The following is a 17,410-nucleotide window of genomic DNA, read 5'->3' as shown; positions in this document are numbered from 1 at the left end:
AGAAAGCTGCGCCACAGCCTTGGCAGGCCATCGCGCAGCGATTTTGTTCAACTAGAAGTTATCTATACTGCGATAGGTTTTAGTCCATTTTTTCTTATGTTTTCTAATTCTTCTGCCATTAAACACTGCGACTCATAAAGACGCAGATATTCTTTGGATACGTCTGAGTCAAAGATCAAAACATCATCCGAATTTATCGTGACATCGACACCACTGCGATACAGTTTTCCAATTGGATGCATGGACATATCCGCAACCCTTCCAAGCAAAATATTACTTGTCGGTGTGATATTTAATCTGATTTTATTATCTGCCAGAAAGCGGATCACGGATTCATCATCGGCTGCCGCGATACCATGCTGCACCTCATCAAGTTCTAATTCTTCTACTGCTGTTCTTACGTCTTTCGCAGTCCCCCATTCTCCAACGTGTGCTTTTAACCTTAATCCTTCTTTTCTTGCCCGACGATAAATTCCTTTAAAATTTTCGATCGGTTGTGCTAATTCGTCACCATACAGATCAATCGAATAAAAATTTTTATTTCCCCAAAAGTGAGATAAACATTCTTCTAAATAATCGATAGGACAATGTCTTGATAATCCGATTTGAAGCCTTAATTCTATATCAGGAGCGATTTCCTTTTGCGCACTTGTAAAAGCATCAACCAGCTCATCAATATCATTATGAAAAAATTCATTTAACCCCCAGACATCCTCACCAATTTCAAGCACAGTTACTCCGTCTTCTTTGGCCTGTTGAAAGGTGGCTTTGATTAAAAGTTTTCTCATCTCGGTGCTGTTAAAATCCTGACCAATGTATTTTTGACTCCATTGATCCATTTCCCCCATCGATGACAAAAAATTCTTTAAGGGCTCAATTTTTTTACCGGCTGCCTGATATAAGAAACTTCTGCTCCCACCAAGCACAAAATGATTGTGCAGGTCTGCCTTAGGATACTTTCTTAATTCTTCCAGATTTCTTTGCTTCAATGCATATGTAAAACGATTCATAATTCAATTCTCTCCTAGCTGTTTGATTTTCTCCACAAATTTTGATTTGATAATTTGTTTTATTATAGCACATATCACCCCTTCACAATAAAAAGAGCAACCGAATTTTCTCGATCACTCTTTGTTCATTACTTCCATGATAATAATATCATAACTTCCTTTTCAAAAAAAGTCTCAATACCGTAGTCAAACCGTAGTCATTCCGTATACATTTGTAACTTTTTGTAAGTCATTTTTCTTGCCACAATAATATTATCATCTCTTATTTTAAAAAGAAAGATACGTGTGGTTAGTTCTTTGTTAGTCCATGGTTAGTCTTTTGTTAATTTTTCGTTATCATTCAAATAGAACATACCGTTTTCCCCATAAGCTTACCACTCGTCACATTTCAGGTGCTTACCACTCAGACTTACCACTTTTCTTACCACTTTAAATCACGGTTTTGTGATATTTTACGATGCTTTATGAGATTTTCCCTGTAAACGTCAAATGCCTTCCATCCCTTATAAATCAAGCATTTCCGCTACTTCCCGGCTCTTACTTCTCATCCACGACCTGGAAGACATAGAACTTCAGATAATAGGATTCGTCCGCCGCCCAGAGAATCGGATGATCCGGTGCCTGGGTGCGGAATTCCACCTGACGCAGACGCTTGTGGACGCTGTGAGCCGCCTGTCCGATTGTCTTGGTAAACAACTCATACGTCATAAAATGGGAGCAGGAACAGGTCGCAAGAAATCCGCCATTTTTCACAAGCTTCATGGCACGAAGGTTAATCTCACGATAGCCCTTGATGGCATTTTTAACAGAATTTCTGGACTTGGTAAATGCCGGTGGGTCTAAGATTACCACATCATACTTTTCGCCTGCTTCCTCTAACTCCGGCAGCAGTTCAAAAACATCCCTGCACAGGAATTTTACCGTACCGGAAAGTCCGTTCAATGCTGCATTTTCTTCTGCCTGATGTACGGCAAGTTCCGAAGCATCCACTCCGGTGACTTCTTTTGCTCCGGCAATTCCGGCATTTAATGCAAAGGAGCCGGTATGGGTAAAGCAGTCTAACACTCTTGCATCCTCACATAATTTCTGAATGGCAAGACGGTTGTATTTCTGGTCTAAGAAAAATCCGGTCTTCTGACCATCCTTTACATCTACGATATAATGCACACCATTTTCTACAATTTCCACATTGGTATCAAATGCTTCTCCGATAAAGCCCTTCTTAAGCTCCATGCCTTCCTGCTTGCGGACTTTTGCATCACTCCTCTCATATACGCCGCGGATTGTAATGCCATCCTCTGCCAAAATTTCCTTTAAAAGCTTTACAATAAGCTCTTTGTAACGGTCGATGCCAAGTGCTAAGGACTGCACTACCAGCACATCCGAAAACTTATCAATAACCAGTCCCGGCAGGAAATCTGCCTCTCCAAATACCACGCGACAGGATGAGGTGTCTACCGTCTTTTTCCGGTATTCCCATGCCTGCTGCAATCGTGTCCGGAAAAATGCTTCATCAATAACTGTATCTTCTTTTCTGCTGAAAAGGCGCACCCGGATTTTGGAATTGCGGTTGATAAATCCAATGCCCATCGGATATCCGTCAAAATCGTGTACCAGCACCAGATCTCCGTTTTCAAATGTTCCCATGACACTTTCTATTTCATTATCGAAAATCCACATGCCACCGGATTTTACCATTCTTCCTTCGCCTTTTTTCAATGTTACAACTGCACTCATGTTAGTCCTCCTTCGTAACCTCTTTCTTATAATTTACCACAAATATACCAATGCATACCAGTATCAGGGCAATCACACTTTTGATGCCTGCTGCCTGCTCTTTTTCTCCCAAAAGCCATGCGGAAAGAATCACACCAAACACCGGGTTCATAAATCCAAATACCGCTACACGGGAAATCGGATTGTATTTTAATAAAATGCCCCACAGCGTGTATGCAACAGCAGAAATGCATGCCATGTAAAACAGCAGCCCAAAGGATGATGCCGTAAATCCGCTCACCCGTCCACCTGCTGCAAAGCCGCACAATGCCATAATAATTCCACCCACCAGGAACTGGTATCCACTCAGCATGACAGGATTTTCGGATTTGGAATACCGCTTTAACAACACGGAAGAAAATGCATACGCTACCGTTGACAGGAAAATAAATCCTTCTCCGGTCACGCTCATATGAAAATCAAATCCGCTGCTTCCCATATTTACCAGTGCCACGCCTGCAAATCCAATGATACAGCCTGCTATTTTCCGCGCCGATAATTTTTCCTGATGGAATAAAAGGCTTGCCACCAGAATTGCCACGAATACATTTAATGCTTCAATAATGGATGCTTTTACCCCGGAGGTGTGCGCAAGTCCGATATAGAAAAGCAGGTACTGTCCCACAGTCTGCAGACTGCTTAATTTAAAAACTTTTCCAATGGAGCCCTTTGTCGGACGCAGAAACCGTCTGTTTCCAATACTTCCCAATAATATTGTTAAAATTCCCGCCAGCGTAAACCGATAGCCGGCATACAGAATCTGGGACGCCACCTCATCCGATGCAATGTACATCATCTGATAGCCGATTTTAATACACGGAAATGCACTGCCCCACAACAGGCAGCACACCAGCGCTCCCAGCCAGACTACGATGGTTTTCTGCATGAATTTTTCTTTTGTTTCCATTTCTTTCATCCTTTTCTCAAGCTTTCTCTTTTCTTCTCGTTCCTGTCTCATTTCATCATAGACACCAGTGCCAGCTCTGTCAAATAAATTCTGTCCCTACTGATATACTTTTTCCCTGAAATATGCGATAATAAATATGTTTGTATAGGTGCTTGCGAAAGGAGATGATTTGATGATAACAATAAGCCTTTGCATGATTGTAAAAAACGAGGAGCAGGTTCTCTCCCGCTGTCTGGATTCACTCGCCGGTCTGATGGACGAAATCATTATCGTGGATACCGGCTCTTGCGACCGCACCAGGGAAATTGCTGCCCGCTATACCGATAAAATCTATGACTATATCTGGAAGGATGACTTTGCAGATGCCAGAAATTTTGCTTTTTCCAAAGCTTCCATGGAATACATTTATACCGCAGATGCAGATGAAGTCTTAGATGATGAGAACCGGGAACAGTTCCGGCTTTTAAAAGAAGCCATGGTTCCGGAGGTCGAAATTGTACAGATGAAATATGTGACAAAAAATGAATTTAATACGGTGCTTAACTTTAAAGAAGAATACCGTCCGAAGCTCTACCGGAGACTCCGTACCTTTACCTGGATTGACCCGATTCACGAAACGGTTCGCTTAGACCCGGTTGTCTTTGACAGTGATATTGCTATTACGCATCTTCCGCAGTCCCTGCACAGCAGCCGTGATTTCAAAGGCTTCTTACTGGCATTTGACCGGGACGGACGGCTTTCCGAAAAATTGCAGCGGATGTATGCCAAAGAGCTCCTCATGACCGGGGAGAAAGAAGATTTCATTGCCGCCGCAAAAGTATTTCTTGCTACCCTGCAGGATGAAACCGCTTCTGGGGATGCCCGCAAGGAAGCCGGCTGTATCTTAAGCCGCTGCTACCGGATTACCGGAAATGTCAATGAATTTTTCAAGCTGGCACTGAAGGATATGATTACTACCCCTTGTGCAGAAATCTGCTGCGAATTGGGAAATTATTTTTTTGACGCAGAAGATTATGATGAAGCAGCCGTGTGGTACTACAACGCAGCCTTTGAAACTGCCAGCATTCTTGATGTCCATACCAGTGGAAATATTCCGCTGAACGGGCTGGCTGACTGCTATGAAAAATCCGGGAATGCAGCCCAGGCGGAAGAATATAGAAATGCAGCCAGACAATGGCAGCTCCCAGACGATAATTCTTAGTCCCTTCGACTTGAATAATCATGTACGAAGTGGTACTATGATAATAATTTAACAAACAAAATATACAGGAGGTTTTTCATGGATTACACACAGGAATATAAACAGAAATTAGTCTCCGCAGATGAGGCTGTCAAAGTCATCAAATCCGGTGACTGGGTAGATTATGGATGGTGTACCGGAACTCCGGATGCACTGGATAAAGCCCTTGCAAAACGTACGGATGAATTAAAGGATGTCAACTTAAGAGGTGGTATTCTGTTAAAACCGTTAGCTGTCTTCGAACGTGAAGATGCCGGCGAACACTTTACCTGGAACTCCTGGCATATGTCCGGAATCGAGCGTAAATATATCAACCGCGGTTTTTCTTACTACGCTCCAATCCGTTATTCCGAGCTTCCAAGATACTATCGTGACTCCGCTACTCCGGATGATGTAGCAATGTTCCAGGTTGCTCCAATGGACAAACATGGATATTTTAACTTTGGACCAAACGCTTCTCATATGATGGCAGTTTGCGAGACTTCCAAGAAAATTATCGTTGAAGTAAATAAAAATATGCCTCGCTGCTTAGGCGGATTTGAAAACAGCATCCATATTTCCGATGTTGATTTCATCGTAGAAGGCGAGAATCCGGCTATCGGTGAATTAGGTGGTGGCGGAGCTGCTACTGAAATCGATCAGGCAGTTGCAAAATTAATCGTAGATGAGATTCCAAATGGTGCATGTCTCCAGCTTGGTATCGGTGGAATGCCAAATGCTGTTGGTTCCATGATTGCAGAATCTGATTTGAAAGATTTAGGTGTACATACCGAAATGTACGTTGATGCATTCGTTGATATTGCAAGAGCAGGAAAAATCAACGGTTCCAAGAAAAACATCGACCGTTTCCGTCAGACCTATGGTTTCGGTGCAGGAACTCAGAAAATGTATGACTACTTAGATGAAAACCCGGAACTTATGAGTGCTCCGGTAAGCTATACCAATGATATCCGTTCCATTTCCGCACTGGATAACTTTATTTCCATTAACAATGCAGTAAATGTAGACCTCTTCGGTCAGGTAAATGCAGAGTCTGCTGGAATCAAACACATCAGTGGTGCCGGCGGACAGTTAGACTTCGTTCTGGGTGCATACCTTTCTAATGGTGGTAAGAGCTTCATCTGCTGTTCTTCTACCTTTACAACCAGAGATGGTCAGTTAAAATCCCGTATCCTTCCTACCTTAGATCCAGGATCTATCGTAACTGATACTCGTGCCAACATCCACTATCTGGTAACAGAATATGGTAAAGTCAACTTAAAGGGACTTTCTACCTGGCAGAAATGTGAAGCAATTATCTCTGTCGCACATCCGGACTTCCGTGATGAATTAATCGCTGATGCAGAGAAAATGCATATCTGGAGAAGAAGCAACAAATAACTACGTAACTTTTAAAAATCCCATGGGATTATCCCATGGGATTTTTGCAATATGATAGGTGGAACCCTTATGATTCTGTCCATAAATGCACACAATTTTCATGTTATCTCTTTTTCCTCTCTTCCACAGATACTGCGATAAATTTCCCAGATTAAAAATCCGGAAAGCGGGCCTAAAATAACACCGGCTGTTCCATATATTTTCAGACCTGCATAAATACTGATAATAACCGCCAGCGGATGCACACCCAGCCCTCTTCCCATAAGCCTTGGCTCCATAAATTCCCGGATAAAGGTACTCAATATAAACAGTATACCATATATCACTGCCGCAAAATACTTTCCACGAAATAAATCGATAATCAGCCATGGAATAAAGACAAGTCCTGTGCCAATAAAAGGCAGTGCATCACTCATGCCAATCAGTACTCCCACCAGAATGGCATAAGAATTTCCGGTAAGGAACAGACCTGTTATACATACGCCACTGATTAATGCCAATATAATAAGCTGTGCCCTAAGATATGTTCCACCGGCATGACACATATTTTGAAATATCCGTCCACCCCAGGAATAAAAGCTGCTTTTTCTCCAACGCTGCACCAGATTATCATAATCACAGAGTATCAGTACTGCCGCCACAACAGTTACAATGCAGATGCCAAAGAATGCTGCCAGTCCCCGCAAAGATGCCAACGAGCCATTCATCATTGCCGGAATCAGCTTCGTTTCTGCCTGACTGCTGACATATGCCGCGCAGTTTTTTCCCCACTGCACCATTGTCTCTGCTTTCATGCCGGTGATTTCCTCAACCCGCTCACAGCAACTGCACCAGAGCGTATCTGCTTTTCCAAATAATTCCGGATAATTCGTTATCAATGATGCTAGCTCGCAGATTCCCTTGTATACAAGATAGCCCATCGGCAGAAAAATCACAGCCAGCAGCAACAACACTGCCGCCGTACTTACAATTCCTTTTGGAAACTTTGTTTTCTCTGACAGAAAAGCTACTGGTTTACATAATGTTCTTGCAATAAGGATTGCCAGTAAAAAAGGAATTACAATCGGCAGTGCGAAACGCATTCCCAAATATACTGCAACTGTAATCCCTGCTAAATATATAATCTTTTTTATAAGTTGTCTTGTTTTTCCAGTCATACCATCAGTATGTGGCATCCCGGACTTTTTTATGTATTATAAATCTGAAAATAAATGAAATGCCTGACCTTCCGGTGTTATCTGAAACTGCATCTTCTTTTTGCTAGTGGGATGCAGAAATTCCAGCCGATAAGAACAAAGTGCCAGTGGCATCTGCCTCATTCCCGGCAGACTTTCATTCTTCCTTCCATACTTTCTATCTCCCACCAATGGCCAGCCATGATGCGACATCTGCACACGGATCTGGTGATGCCGCCCGGTCTCTAATTTTACTTCAAGAAGACTGATTTCTTCCGCAGCTTCAGTTTTTTCCGATGTTCCATCCGCTGTACCCGCTCCTGAAGCAGCTTTTCCATCTCTGCTATCTCTATCATCAAGCGTACTACATTCCAGCACCCGATAGGTTAACGCCGCCCGCTTTGCATCTGCGGTTCCCTGTTTTACGACAGAAGAAGTATTACTTCTGCCATCCTTCTTAAGAAAGTCAATAAGCTGTCCTTCTTTCGGTTCTGCTTTTCCATATACCACTGTCAGATAATATTTTCCAAAACCGTTTTTCTGCATCTGCCGGTTCAGCTCTGCTGTGGCTTCTTTGGTCTTTCCAAAGACCATTACGCCTTCCACCGGCTGGTCTAAGCGATGGATGATTCCAATAAAGGGAGTCTCTCCTTTTGCAGCAAGATAATTCCGAAGCAGGCTCTCCATATCCTGCTCGCCCATACGCTTCGTCTGCACTGCAATCCCTGCCGGTTTTACACAGACAAGCAGCTTGTCATCCTCATATAAAATATGTTCTGCAATCTTATACATATGTTTTTCCTATAATTTGAAACGGTAACCTACCCCCCAGATTGTCTCGATATACTGAGGCTTTGCGGTATCCATTTCAATCTTCTCACGAATCTTTTTGATATGTACCGTTACGGTTGCGATATCACCAACGGATTCCATATCCCAGATTTCTTTAAACAGTTCTTCCTTGGTAAATACATGATTCGGATTCTGTGCTAAGAATACCAGTAAATCAAATTCCTTTGTGGTAAATGCTTTTTCCTCGCCATTTACCCAGACGCGGCGTGCTGTCTTATCAATCTTGATTCCACGAATCTCAATAATATCATTTTCCTGCACATTGCTGCCAATCAGTCTTTCATAACGGGCAAGGTGTGCCTTTACTCTTGCTACCAGCTCGCTTGGGGAGAATGGTTTTGTGATATAATCATCTGCACCTAGTCCCAGTCCGCGAATCTTGTCAATATCGTCCTTCTTAGCAGATACCATAAGAATCGGTGTATTCTTTACTTCACGAATACGTTTGCAGATTTCGAATCCGTCCATGCCCGGAAGCATCAGGTCTAAGATATACATGTCAAAATCAGATGCCAGTGCTTTCTCTAAGCCCCTTGCTCCATCACTTTCGATTTCGACATCGAAACCGCTTAACTCTAAATAATCCTTCTCCAGTTCTGCAATTGAAACCTCATCTTCAATAATCAATACTTTACTCATTTGGAACCTCCTGATATTTTCTCAGTACAAAATACATGATTGTACCTGTTTCTTCTTTACTGGTTGCCCATATCTTTCCGCCATGGTCTTCAATAATTTTACGGACAATGGATAAACCGATACCACTTCCGCCGGTTGCAGAATTTCTTGAAGTATCTGCCCGGAAGAACCGGTCAAAGATATATGGCAGGTCTTTCTTTGCAATTCCTTTTCCATTATCTTCTATCTCTACCTGGATAAAATCACCCACATCCTTTACACGAATATTGATAAAGCCCTTCGGCTTATCCAGATATTTGATGGAATTATTAATAATATTATGAATGACACGCTTTAACTGCTCCGGGTCTGCAATAATCTGCACATCATCCCCAGCGTAATTAAAATACGATAAACCAATATTTTTTGCCTCTAAATCCAGGCCGATTTCTTCTACGCAGTCATCGAAATATTCCATTACATTTATCTTGCTAAAATTATATGGAATTCGATTAGTATCAATCTTTGAATAAAGTGTCAGCTCATTTAATAATAAATCCATCTCATTGGCTTTATTATAAATGGTCTTGATATATTTATCCCTTTTTTCCGGCGTATCTGCCACACCATCCATCAGGCCTTCCGAATAACCTTTCACAGCAGTAATCGGGGTCTTTAAATCGTGGGCAATATTACTGATTAAAACACGGTTTTCTTTCTCTGATGCCAGCTTCTCTTCTGCAGAATCTTTCAGTCTCTGCCGCATCTCTTCGAAGTTCCGGCACAGCTCGCCAATTTCATCATTGCTGTCTATTTCCAAAGTAAAATCAAGGTTGCCCTCTTTAATATTCTGGGTTGCCATCTCTAACTTCTTAATCGGAGTAATGATGCTCCGGTAATTCCATATGGTAAGCATACCTGCCGTCAACAAAAGTATCAATAACACAGAAATAATAATATCTATCAGAAGTTCCTTCATTTCCGGCACAAGTGATTTAATAGATGTAATTACAAACAACGTTCCTTCCGAACCATCCGAAAAATCAAAGTCAATCCGCTTAATCATTTCCTGTTTATCACTGTCAATGAAATAGCCGGTCTCTCCCCCTGTCTTGGTATCCATGTAATCCGGCAGATTTTCCGGAACCGTATTCAAATCATTCGTTCCCACATAGACTTCTTCATTATCCCTCATGACAATCAGGTAGGAGTTTTTCCCCTGCAGAGTCTCATTAACGTGCATTAAATATTTCATGTCCAGGAATTTGTCCGGGTCGCTTTCCGCTGTATCCAGTAACTTCTGACAACTGTCCTTTGTCACCCGGTTCCACATCTGCACCGTATTGGTCAGATAACTAATATTTCCATCTTCCACCTGATAGGTGTTGGCAATATCTCTTAACTGAAAATAACGGAATCCGCACATTGCCAACGCGGCCAATGTCACCGGCACAAATATGATAATACAAAATGATATAATCAGCTTTGTCCTTAGTTTCATTCTCAAGCCTCCAGTTTTTCATAATCATAGTATACCACATGCAGTCTCTTTTCCCATGAAAATTCTGAGAATTATTCTAAAGAATTTATAAATTATTTTCCAACCACCCAAAACTCTTTGCTGGTTTTCTCATTAAAATGCCAAAAGACCTCTTTCCGGCATTTCAATCATTTCCCTTAAGAAATAAATCTTTTCCGAAAAGAGGTCTTTCTTCTTTATACTATTCTGGAATCTATTCCAATATTATAAGTGTTTCTTTAATTCATCAACTTTGTCCAACGCTTCCCATGGAAGTGCAACATCGGTTCTTCCAAAGTGACCATATGCTGCTGTCGGGCGATAAATCGGTCTGCGTAAATCAAGCATCTTGATAATTCCTGCCGGACGAAGGTCAAAGTTCTCACGGATAATTTCTACTAATTTCTCATCAGAAACTTTTCCGGTACCAAAAGTATCAACCATAACAGAAGTAGGCTGTGCTACACCGATTGCATAAGATAACTGAATCTCACAACGCTCTGCAAGACCTGCTGCTACTAAGTTCTTAGCAACGTAACGTGCTGCATATGCTGCTGAACGGTCAACCTTAGTGCAATCCTTACCGGAGAATGCTCCGCCGCCGTGACGGGCGTATCCACCGTATGTATCTACGATAATTTTACGTCCGGTAAGACCTGCATCACCGTGTGGTCCACCGATTACGAAACGTCCGGTTGGATTGATGAAAAATTTAGTATTCTCATCAACTAATTCCTTTGGAAGGACTGGGTCAAAAACATATTTCTTAATATCCTCATGAATCTGTTCCTGGGTTACATCCTCATCATGCTGTGTAGAAAGTACAACTGCCTCTAATCTCTTTGGTTTTCCAGCCTCATCATACTCTACAGAAACCTGTGATTTTCCGTCTGGTCTTAAGTATTTTAAAGTACCATCTTTACGAACTTTGGTTAACTGTAATGCCAGTTTGTGGGCTAAAGAAATCGGATATGGCATATATTCCGGTGTCTCGTTGGTTGCATAACCAAACATCATACCCTGATCTCCGGCACCGATTGCTTCAATCTCCTCATCGGTCATTTTATTTTCTTTTGCTTCCAAAGCCTTGTCAACACCCATTGCAATATCCGGTGACTGCTGGTCTAATGCTACCATAACAGCACAGGTATGTCCGTCAAATCCGGTTTCTGCATGGTCATAACCGATTTCATTTACAGTATTTCTTACAATTGCAGGAATGTCTAATTTTGCCTTTGTAGTAATCTCTCCTGTTACAAGTACAAATCCGGTACAGCTTGCTGTCTCACAGGCAACACGGCTCATTGGATCCTCTGCCATACATGCGTCAAGAATTGCATCTGAAATCGCATCACACATTTTGTCTGGATGTCCTTCTGTTACGGACTCTGATGTGAATAATCTTTTTTCCATCGTTTTCTCCTCTCGTTTTGTTGATTCCCTTATTAAGTATCTGGTGGGTGCGCTTGGCTCCTCTTTCTTCCAGACCTTTTTTCGCTGCTCACATAAAATAAAAAAACCGCTTACATCATAAGCGGACCCGATAACGGTAAAGATAATCAAATCCTCTTATTGTTCGACTTGCTCGCTCAGGTTGGCACCTTCCTTATGCTGTGGGGTTGCCGTGACTTCATTGATCCTATGTATCTCCATCACTCTGAATAAGAGAAATTACAATATTGAATTTTCAAATCTCTATGGGAGAGAATACACCTATTATATCGAAATGTCAAGCACCATATTTTCTCATCAACAGAGAAAACATTCCTTATTACTTTTTGTATCCTTTTGACAAATTTTAACGGTTTTTACTGTTAAGATTGACATTTTTGGCAAAAAGAATATACTTAAATAGGAATATAATTGTGATTTGTTCTATCATAATTATAAAATCCATCCAGAACGAGGACCACATGCATGAAAGAATATCAGACAAAAGATTTGTTACCAGGTATGGTTACAGCAATTCCTGTCCGCACCAAGCGTGGACAGCTTATTATTAATCCGAATGTAGAACTTACGCGTACCCTGATTTCCAGACTGGAATTTTATGGCATCGCCAGTGTGCAGATTACAGAAAATAAACAGGTCGCTGCTCCAATGGAAACGCCAAAGGATCCGGCATATTTTCCTGCCAAAAGCCCTGTTTCTGCACCAAGTCCGGTTTCTGATGCTTCTTACTCACAGAAGCTCAAAAGTTCTCCGGAATTCCAGCGTTTTCAGGTGGATTTCACCCTGCGTTCCCAGGATTTAAAGAACTGTTTTGATGCTTACCTTTCCGATGGAGGAACCGTAAACAAAGAAGAGCTTTTATCAAAGACCATTTCTTTAGTAAGTCCAAAGCAGACCACTCTGGATGTCTTTGATATGTTACATAATATGCGTCAGGTCAACGACAGCACCTATGCACACAGTCTGAATGTTGCCATCATCTCCCGTATTATCGGAAAATGGCTGCATTTTTCCAATGAAGAATTAGACACTCTCACCCTTGCCGGTCTGCTTCATGACATCGGTAAGACAAAAATTCCGGATGAGGTCTTAAATAAAGACGGAAAATTAACAGATGAAGAATTCCAGATGATTCGTAATCATCCGAAATATGGCTATGATATTTTAAAATCCCAGCCATTAAATTCCCATATTAAAAAGGCAGCTCTCATGCACCATGAACGTTGCGATGGTTCCGGTTATCCAATGGGGCTTACCATGGAAGAAATCGATGACTATGCACTCATCATTGCGATTGCCGATGTTTACGATGCCATGACAGCAGCACGCTCCTATCGTGCTCCCCTTTGTCCGTTTGAGGTAATCGCCGAATTTGAAAAAGATGGTCTGCAGAAATATAAGCCAAAGTATATTCTGACCTTCTTAGAGAATATTGCCAATGCATACCAGAACAACCGGGTTATGTTAAGTGATGGTACTTCCGCCCGCATTGTTTTATTGAATCATCGTCGTCTTTCCAAGCCACTGGTTCAGTTAGATGATGGAGCCTGTATCGACCTTGAGAAAAGTCCTTTATATATCAAAGCAATCATATAAAAAGAATGTGCCTTGGCACATTCTAGCGCCTGCGGCGGTCGCTTGCGACATCTGCCTTATACGCCGCAGTGCGCATCCTCGCGGAGCGTTTTATACTTTACAGGAAAGCAATTTCCTGTAAAGTATAAAAGATATCTGATAACTATGCCTCATTTGCAGCATATTTACCAGATATCTTTTTTTGGTTATGATAACGCTTTTTAACACTTCTGTCTCATTGCAATATTCATATTAGTATTTATATTCAGAACTTTCTATATTGTGATGCTCTTATCTTATGATACTTTCAATGTGAATTTCTGGATTTCTTTCTCGGAGCTTACTTTTTCAATCATTGCACCAAGGGAAGCTAATTTCTCTTCAAAATGTTCATATCCACGTTCAATATAATAAATATCATCTACAATGGTGATGCCTTCTGCTGCAAGACCTGCAATTACAAGGGCTGCACCTGCTCTTAAATCCGGAGCACTGACTCTTGCACCTGTGTATTTTTCAACACCGGTAATAATTGCAATATTGCTCTCTACTTTCACCTGTGCACCCATACGGGTCAGTTCATCTACATATTTGAAACGGTTTTCAAAAATACTTTCTGTTACGGTACTTGTTCCTTCTGCTAATGCTAAAAGCACCGACATCTGTGGCTGCATATCTGTTGGAAAGCCAGGATACGGCAAAGTAGTTACCTGGGTATGATGCAATGGCTTGCTGGATACCACACGTACTGCATCATCAAATTCTTCCACTTCACAACCAATTTCAATTAATTTTGCTGTGGTTGCCTCTAAATGCTTGGGAATAACATTTTTAACAGTTACATCACCTTTGGTTGCAGCCGCTGCAAACATAAAAGTTCCTGCTTCAATCTGATCCGGAATAATAGAATATTCTGTTTTATGAAGCTTCTCTACACCCACAATACGGATGACATCTGTTCCTGCACCACGGATATTTGCTCCCATGCTGTTTAAGAAGTTTGCTACATCTACGACATGTGGCTCCTTAGCTGCATTTTCAATAATAGTCTTTCCCTCTGCCATGGATGCCGCCATCATAATGTTGATGGTTGCTCCTACAGAAACTTTATCTAAATAAATATGGTTTCCCACCAGATGCTCTGCAGTAGCAGAAATTAACCCATGCTGAATATCAACATCGGCTCCTAACGCACGGAAACCTTTCAGATGAAGGTCAATCGGACGGGTTCCGATTGCACAGCCACCCGGAAAAGCTACTTCTGCTTTCTTATATTTACCAAGTAATGCTCCTAACAGATAGTAAGAAGCTCTGATTTTATTAATATATTCATAGTCCACGCTCAAGTCATGAATCAGTGAACCGTTAATTTTTACCTTATGTTCTCCAAGACGTTCTATCTTAGCACCAATTCCCTCCATGGCACTTAATAACACATTAATATCACGAACGTTTGGTAAATTATCTATTATTACGGTCTCATCCGTCATAATTGCTGCCGCAAGAATTCCCAGTGCAGCATTCTTAGCTCCACCAATCTCAACTTCGCCAACCAAAGGATTTCCACCTTTAATCACATACTGTTCCATCTCGCACCTCTATGCTTAGATTCCCTACAAAATTGCAAACAAAATATTATAGTAACTTATTTCCTCTTTTGTCAAGTATTTCTCGTACCTCAAAAGAATTATCTACAATAGTATTATTATATTATATATTCACTGACTTGTAAATCGAAATTAATTCAGATAGTTCACCGGATTTACCTGGGAACCATTAATTAATATCTCAAAATGCACATGCGGACCTGTAGAACGTCCCGTACTTCCGCTTAATGCAATCACTTCACCCTGTGATACGCTCTGCCCTGCTTTTACCAGTAATTTACTGTTATGTGCATAACGTGTCATTCTTCCATCCGGATGGCTGATTAAGACGCAGTTGCCATATCCGGAAACATAGCCGGCACTGACCACTACACCATTGCTGGATGCAAATACCTTGGTTCCGGTCGGACATGCCCAGTCAATTCCTTTATGCATTCTGCCCCATCTTCTTCCAAAACCGGAAGAAACTCTTCCGCCAATCAGCGGTTTAATGTAAGTTGGCGGTATCTTGGTTCCACGCTCAATAACTGCCGGCGTTGACTCTGTCAGTATGATCTGGTGGATCATACTCCGCTCCGTCTCAATTCCATTCTCTGTTGTCACCACCATATTAACCTCGCGATGTCCGGTAGTTCCCTCTGCAAGCACCACTTCGTCGGTCGTATACCAGGAATCATTCGGTACAATCTCCGGCTCTGCGGTATAATCCTCTTCATATACTACGCCTTCGCTAATCCGTAAGCTGATGTCCGGCTGAGGAACCGACAGAATCAGTTCTTCACCGGCACTGATTACTGCATCTTCCCCGGACAATCCATTGAGTGCGATAATTGCTGCCACCGATGTATCATGCTCCTGTGCAATGACCGACAGACAGTCTCCCGGCTGTATCTCATATATTTTATTCGTTTCTTTCTCTTTTGTTACTTCTTCCACCGCGGCATCTATATCCGTCAGAGTGTCCGCTGCTACCAGATTGGTAAACACTTCCACATCCTGTGCAAATTCCATCGAAAGAATTCCGGTTTCATAATTATTTTCCCCGGGATTCTCCTGTGCATCGGAAAGATAGGTCCCAAGCTGCTGCACAATACCGGCATCCGCAGAATCTTCTGTTTTTTCTGAAACGCCTGCCTCTTTTAAGTTTGCAAGAAGCATTCCCTCCTGATGATCCGCTTCCTTTTTGAACTCTATCTCAAACCGATTGTCCGTATCCTGTTCTTCCTTCAAACGTCCTAAAAACGTTTCTACTTCATCTAAAGTTGCAAAAGAAAGCTGGTTTTCACCGGCACTTACCGTATATGCAAAGATTTCTCCGGAATTGTCTTTCTTAAGCTCCTTTGTAATCTTTTCTTTTAATGCAGTTTCACTTAACAGCTTCTGAAATGGCTTATGGCTTTCTGTTGTCTCATAAAAAATCTCCTGCATCAGATAGCCTTCACTCTCTTTTGCCATCTGCCGCCGGCTTTCATGTACTGCCTTTTCCACATCTGTCTTGCTGCTGACACAGCCTACCACTTTATTATTTACGGTTACCACAAAATAATTCTGTCCCAGCGAAAATTTCTGTAAAAGTACCACCAGTACCAGACAGACGAAAAATATGCCTGCTGCCCACATGCGGATACGAATCTTTTTATCGACTTTTCCAATTCTATTTAAAGTTGTTGATTTCTTTTTCTGCTCCTGCATCTTATCTGACTTCTTCATTTTATCTGATTCCTGTATCTTCACAGGTTCCTGTGCATTCCCTGGTATCTGCATCTTTTATTCCATCCCGAGTTTTTCTTTTACTGCATCGATTGTTTCACGAATTGACAATCCCTCTTCGTTTACTGTTACATCCGCATATTTTTCATAGTATGCAGTTCTCTCATCATACAAATCTTTCAGCGTCTGGCCATCATTCAATACCACACCGCGGTTTTTCAAATCACCAAGACGCTCTTCTAATGTCTCATAAGATACGCTCAGATAAAGTACGGTTGCAATTTCTTTATAATGCTCCATGGCATTTGCACAATATACTGCACTGCCTCCCGTGGCAATGACTGCTTTATGTCCTTCTATTCTGCTGTTTACCTCATCCTCAATCTCAAGAAATCCTTCTGTTCCATGCTCTGCAATCAGCTCACACAAAAGCTTTCCAGTCTGCTGCTGGATGACTAAATCTGCATCCACAAAATTATAGCCTAATGCCTTCGCCAATACGACACCTACAGTACTTTTTCCTACGCCCGGCATTCCGATTAATACGATATTGTCTTTCATTCCATACTCCTGTATCTATGTGATAGAA

Annotated in this window: 14 protein-coding genes and 1 riboswitch; of the genes, 3 read left to right on the top strand and 11 right to left on the bottom strand. The window is 41.7% G+C overall.

Translation table 11 applies throughout. The features are described from left to right. Positions 1 to 62 precede the first annotated feature (62 nt). The 3 genes from DWY37_RS06965 to DWY37_RS06955 all read right to left on the bottom strand — a co-directional run bounded on the left by DWY37_RS06965 (position 63) and on the right by DWY37_RS06955 (position 3,702). Positions 63 to 1,010 (bottom strand): adenosine deaminase, encoded by a 948-nt coding sequence (locus tag DWY37_RS06965; RefSeq protein WP_118541918.1) that lies wholly within the window; start codon positions 1,008 to 1,010, stop codon positions 63 to 65. A 537-nt stretch (positions 1,011 to 1,547) separates the two neighbouring features. Then, on the bottom strand, positions 1,548 to 2,747 hold the full coding sequence (locus tag DWY37_RS06960; protein ID WP_118544407.1) for a class I SAM-dependent rRNA methyltransferase: 1,200 nt from the start codon (positions 2,745 to 2,747) through the stop codon (positions 1,548 to 1,550). Position 2,748: 1 nt separating this feature from the next. Next, on the bottom strand, positions 2,749 to 3,702 hold the full coding sequence (locus DWY37_RS06955) for a DMT family transporter (RefSeq protein ID WP_118541928.1): 954 nt from the start codon (positions 3,700 to 3,702) through the stop codon (positions 2,749 to 2,751). A gap of 163 nt (positions 3,703 to 3,865) precedes the next feature. Here DWY37_RS06955 and DWY37_RS06950 point away from each other — a divergent pair, with 163 nt between their 5' ends. Further along, positions 3,866 to 4,894 carry a glycosyltransferase family 2 protein gene (locus DWY37_RS06950; RefSeq protein WP_117698666.1) on the top strand — a complete coding sequence of 343 codons (1,029 nt, stop codon included), beginning with the start codon at positions 3,866 to 3,868 and terminating at the stop codon, positions 4,892 to 4,894. 78 nt (positions 4,895 to 4,972) lie between these two features. Beyond that, positions 4,973 to 6,313 carry a butyryl-CoA:acetate CoA-transferase gene (locus tag DWY37_RS06945; RefSeq protein ID WP_117698665.1) on the top strand — a complete coding sequence of 447 codons (1,341 nt, stop codon included), beginning with the start codon at positions 4,973 to 4,975 and terminating at the stop codon, positions 6,311 to 6,313. 98 nt (positions 6,314 to 6,411) lie between these two features. Here DWY37_RS06945 and DWY37_RS06940 read toward each other — a convergent pair whose 3' ends face one another. The 5 genes from DWY37_RS06940 to metK all read right to left on the bottom strand — a co-directional run bounded on the left by DWY37_RS06940 (position 6,412) and on the right by metK (position 11,890). After that, entirely contained in the window at positions 6,412 to 7,488 is a 1,077-nt protein-coding gene (locus DWY37_RS06940; RefSeq protein WP_118541920.1) for an AI-2E family transporter, read from the bottom strand. A gap of 18 nt (positions 7,489 to 7,506) precedes the next feature. Then, positions 7,507 to 8,280, bottom strand: coding sequence for an RluA family pseudouridine synthase (locus DWY37_RS06935; RefSeq protein ID WP_117698663.1), 774 nt, complete (start codon positions 8,278 to 8,280; stop codon positions 7,507 to 7,509). A gap of 9 nt (positions 8,281 to 8,289) precedes the next feature. Further along, the gene (locus tag DWY37_RS06930) at positions 8,290 to 8,979 is read right to left on the bottom strand and encodes a response regulator transcription factor (protein WP_022243614.1); all 690 of its coding nucleotides are present in this window, start codon (positions 8,977 to 8,979) and stop codon (positions 8,290 to 8,292) included. Beyond that, positions 8,972 to 10,459, bottom strand: coding sequence for a sensor histidine kinase (locus tag DWY37_RS06925; protein ID WP_117841356.1), 1,488 nt, complete (start codon positions 10,457 to 10,459; stop codon positions 8,972 to 8,974). Before DWY37_RS06925 ends, DWY37_RS06930 begins: the two co-directional genes overlap by 8 nt. 243 nt (positions 10,460 to 10,702) lie before the next feature. Then, positions 10,703 to 11,890 carry a methionine adenosyltransferase gene (metK, locus tag DWY37_RS06920; protein ID WP_022243616.1) on the bottom strand — a complete coding sequence of 396 codons (1,188 nt, stop codon included), beginning with the start codon at positions 11,888 to 11,890 and terminating at the stop codon, positions 10,703 to 10,705. 153 nt (positions 11,891 to 12,043) lie between these two features. Next, positions 12,044 to 12,145: riboswitch (SAM riboswitch) on the bottom strand. Positions 12,146 to 12,394: 249 nt separating this feature from the next. Between metK and DWY37_RS06915 the strand changes: the two genes are divergently transcribed. Next, positions 12,395 to 13,525: an HD-GYP domain-containing protein gene (locus DWY37_RS06915; protein WP_117841357.1), complete on the top strand. Its 1,131-nt coding sequence runs from the start codon at positions 12,395 to 12,397 to the stop codon at positions 13,523 to 13,525. 275 nt (positions 13,526 to 13,800) lie between these two features. Here DWY37_RS06915 and DWY37_RS06910 read toward each other — a convergent pair whose 3' ends face one another. From DWY37_RS06910 to DWY37_RS06900, 3 genes are all read right to left on the bottom strand, one after another. Next, entirely contained in the window at positions 13,801 to 15,093 is a 1,293-nt protein-coding gene (locus DWY37_RS06910) for a UDP-N-acetylglucosamine 1-carboxyvinyltransferase (RefSeq protein WP_117841358.1), read from the bottom strand. A 150-nt stretch (positions 15,094 to 15,243) separates the two neighbouring features. Continuing rightward, complete coding sequence (locus DWY37_RS06905; RefSeq protein ID WP_242986199.1) at positions 15,244 to 16,875, bottom strand: M23 family metallopeptidase; 1,632 nt, start codon at positions 16,873 to 16,875, stop codon at positions 15,244 to 15,246. Positions 16,876 to 16,878: 3 nt separating this feature from the next. Then, positions 16,879 to 17,382 carry a shikimate kinase gene (locus DWY37_RS06900; protein ID WP_117698660.1) on the bottom strand — a complete coding sequence of 168 codons (504 nt, stop codon included), beginning with the start codon at positions 17,380 to 17,382 and terminating at the stop codon, positions 16,879 to 16,881. Positions 17,383 to 17,410 lie beyond the last annotated feature (28 nt).

Origin of the sequence: Roseburia sp. AF25-13LB, from assembly GCF_003478915.1 — a bacterium.
In the GTDB taxonomy this organism is placed as follows: Bacteria; Bacillota; Clostridia; order Lachnospirales; family Lachnospiraceae; genus Roseburia_C; species Roseburia_C amylophila.
The sequence above is the reverse complement of the archived record's forward strand: the minus strand, read 5'-3'. Positions and strand labels throughout refer to the sequence as shown.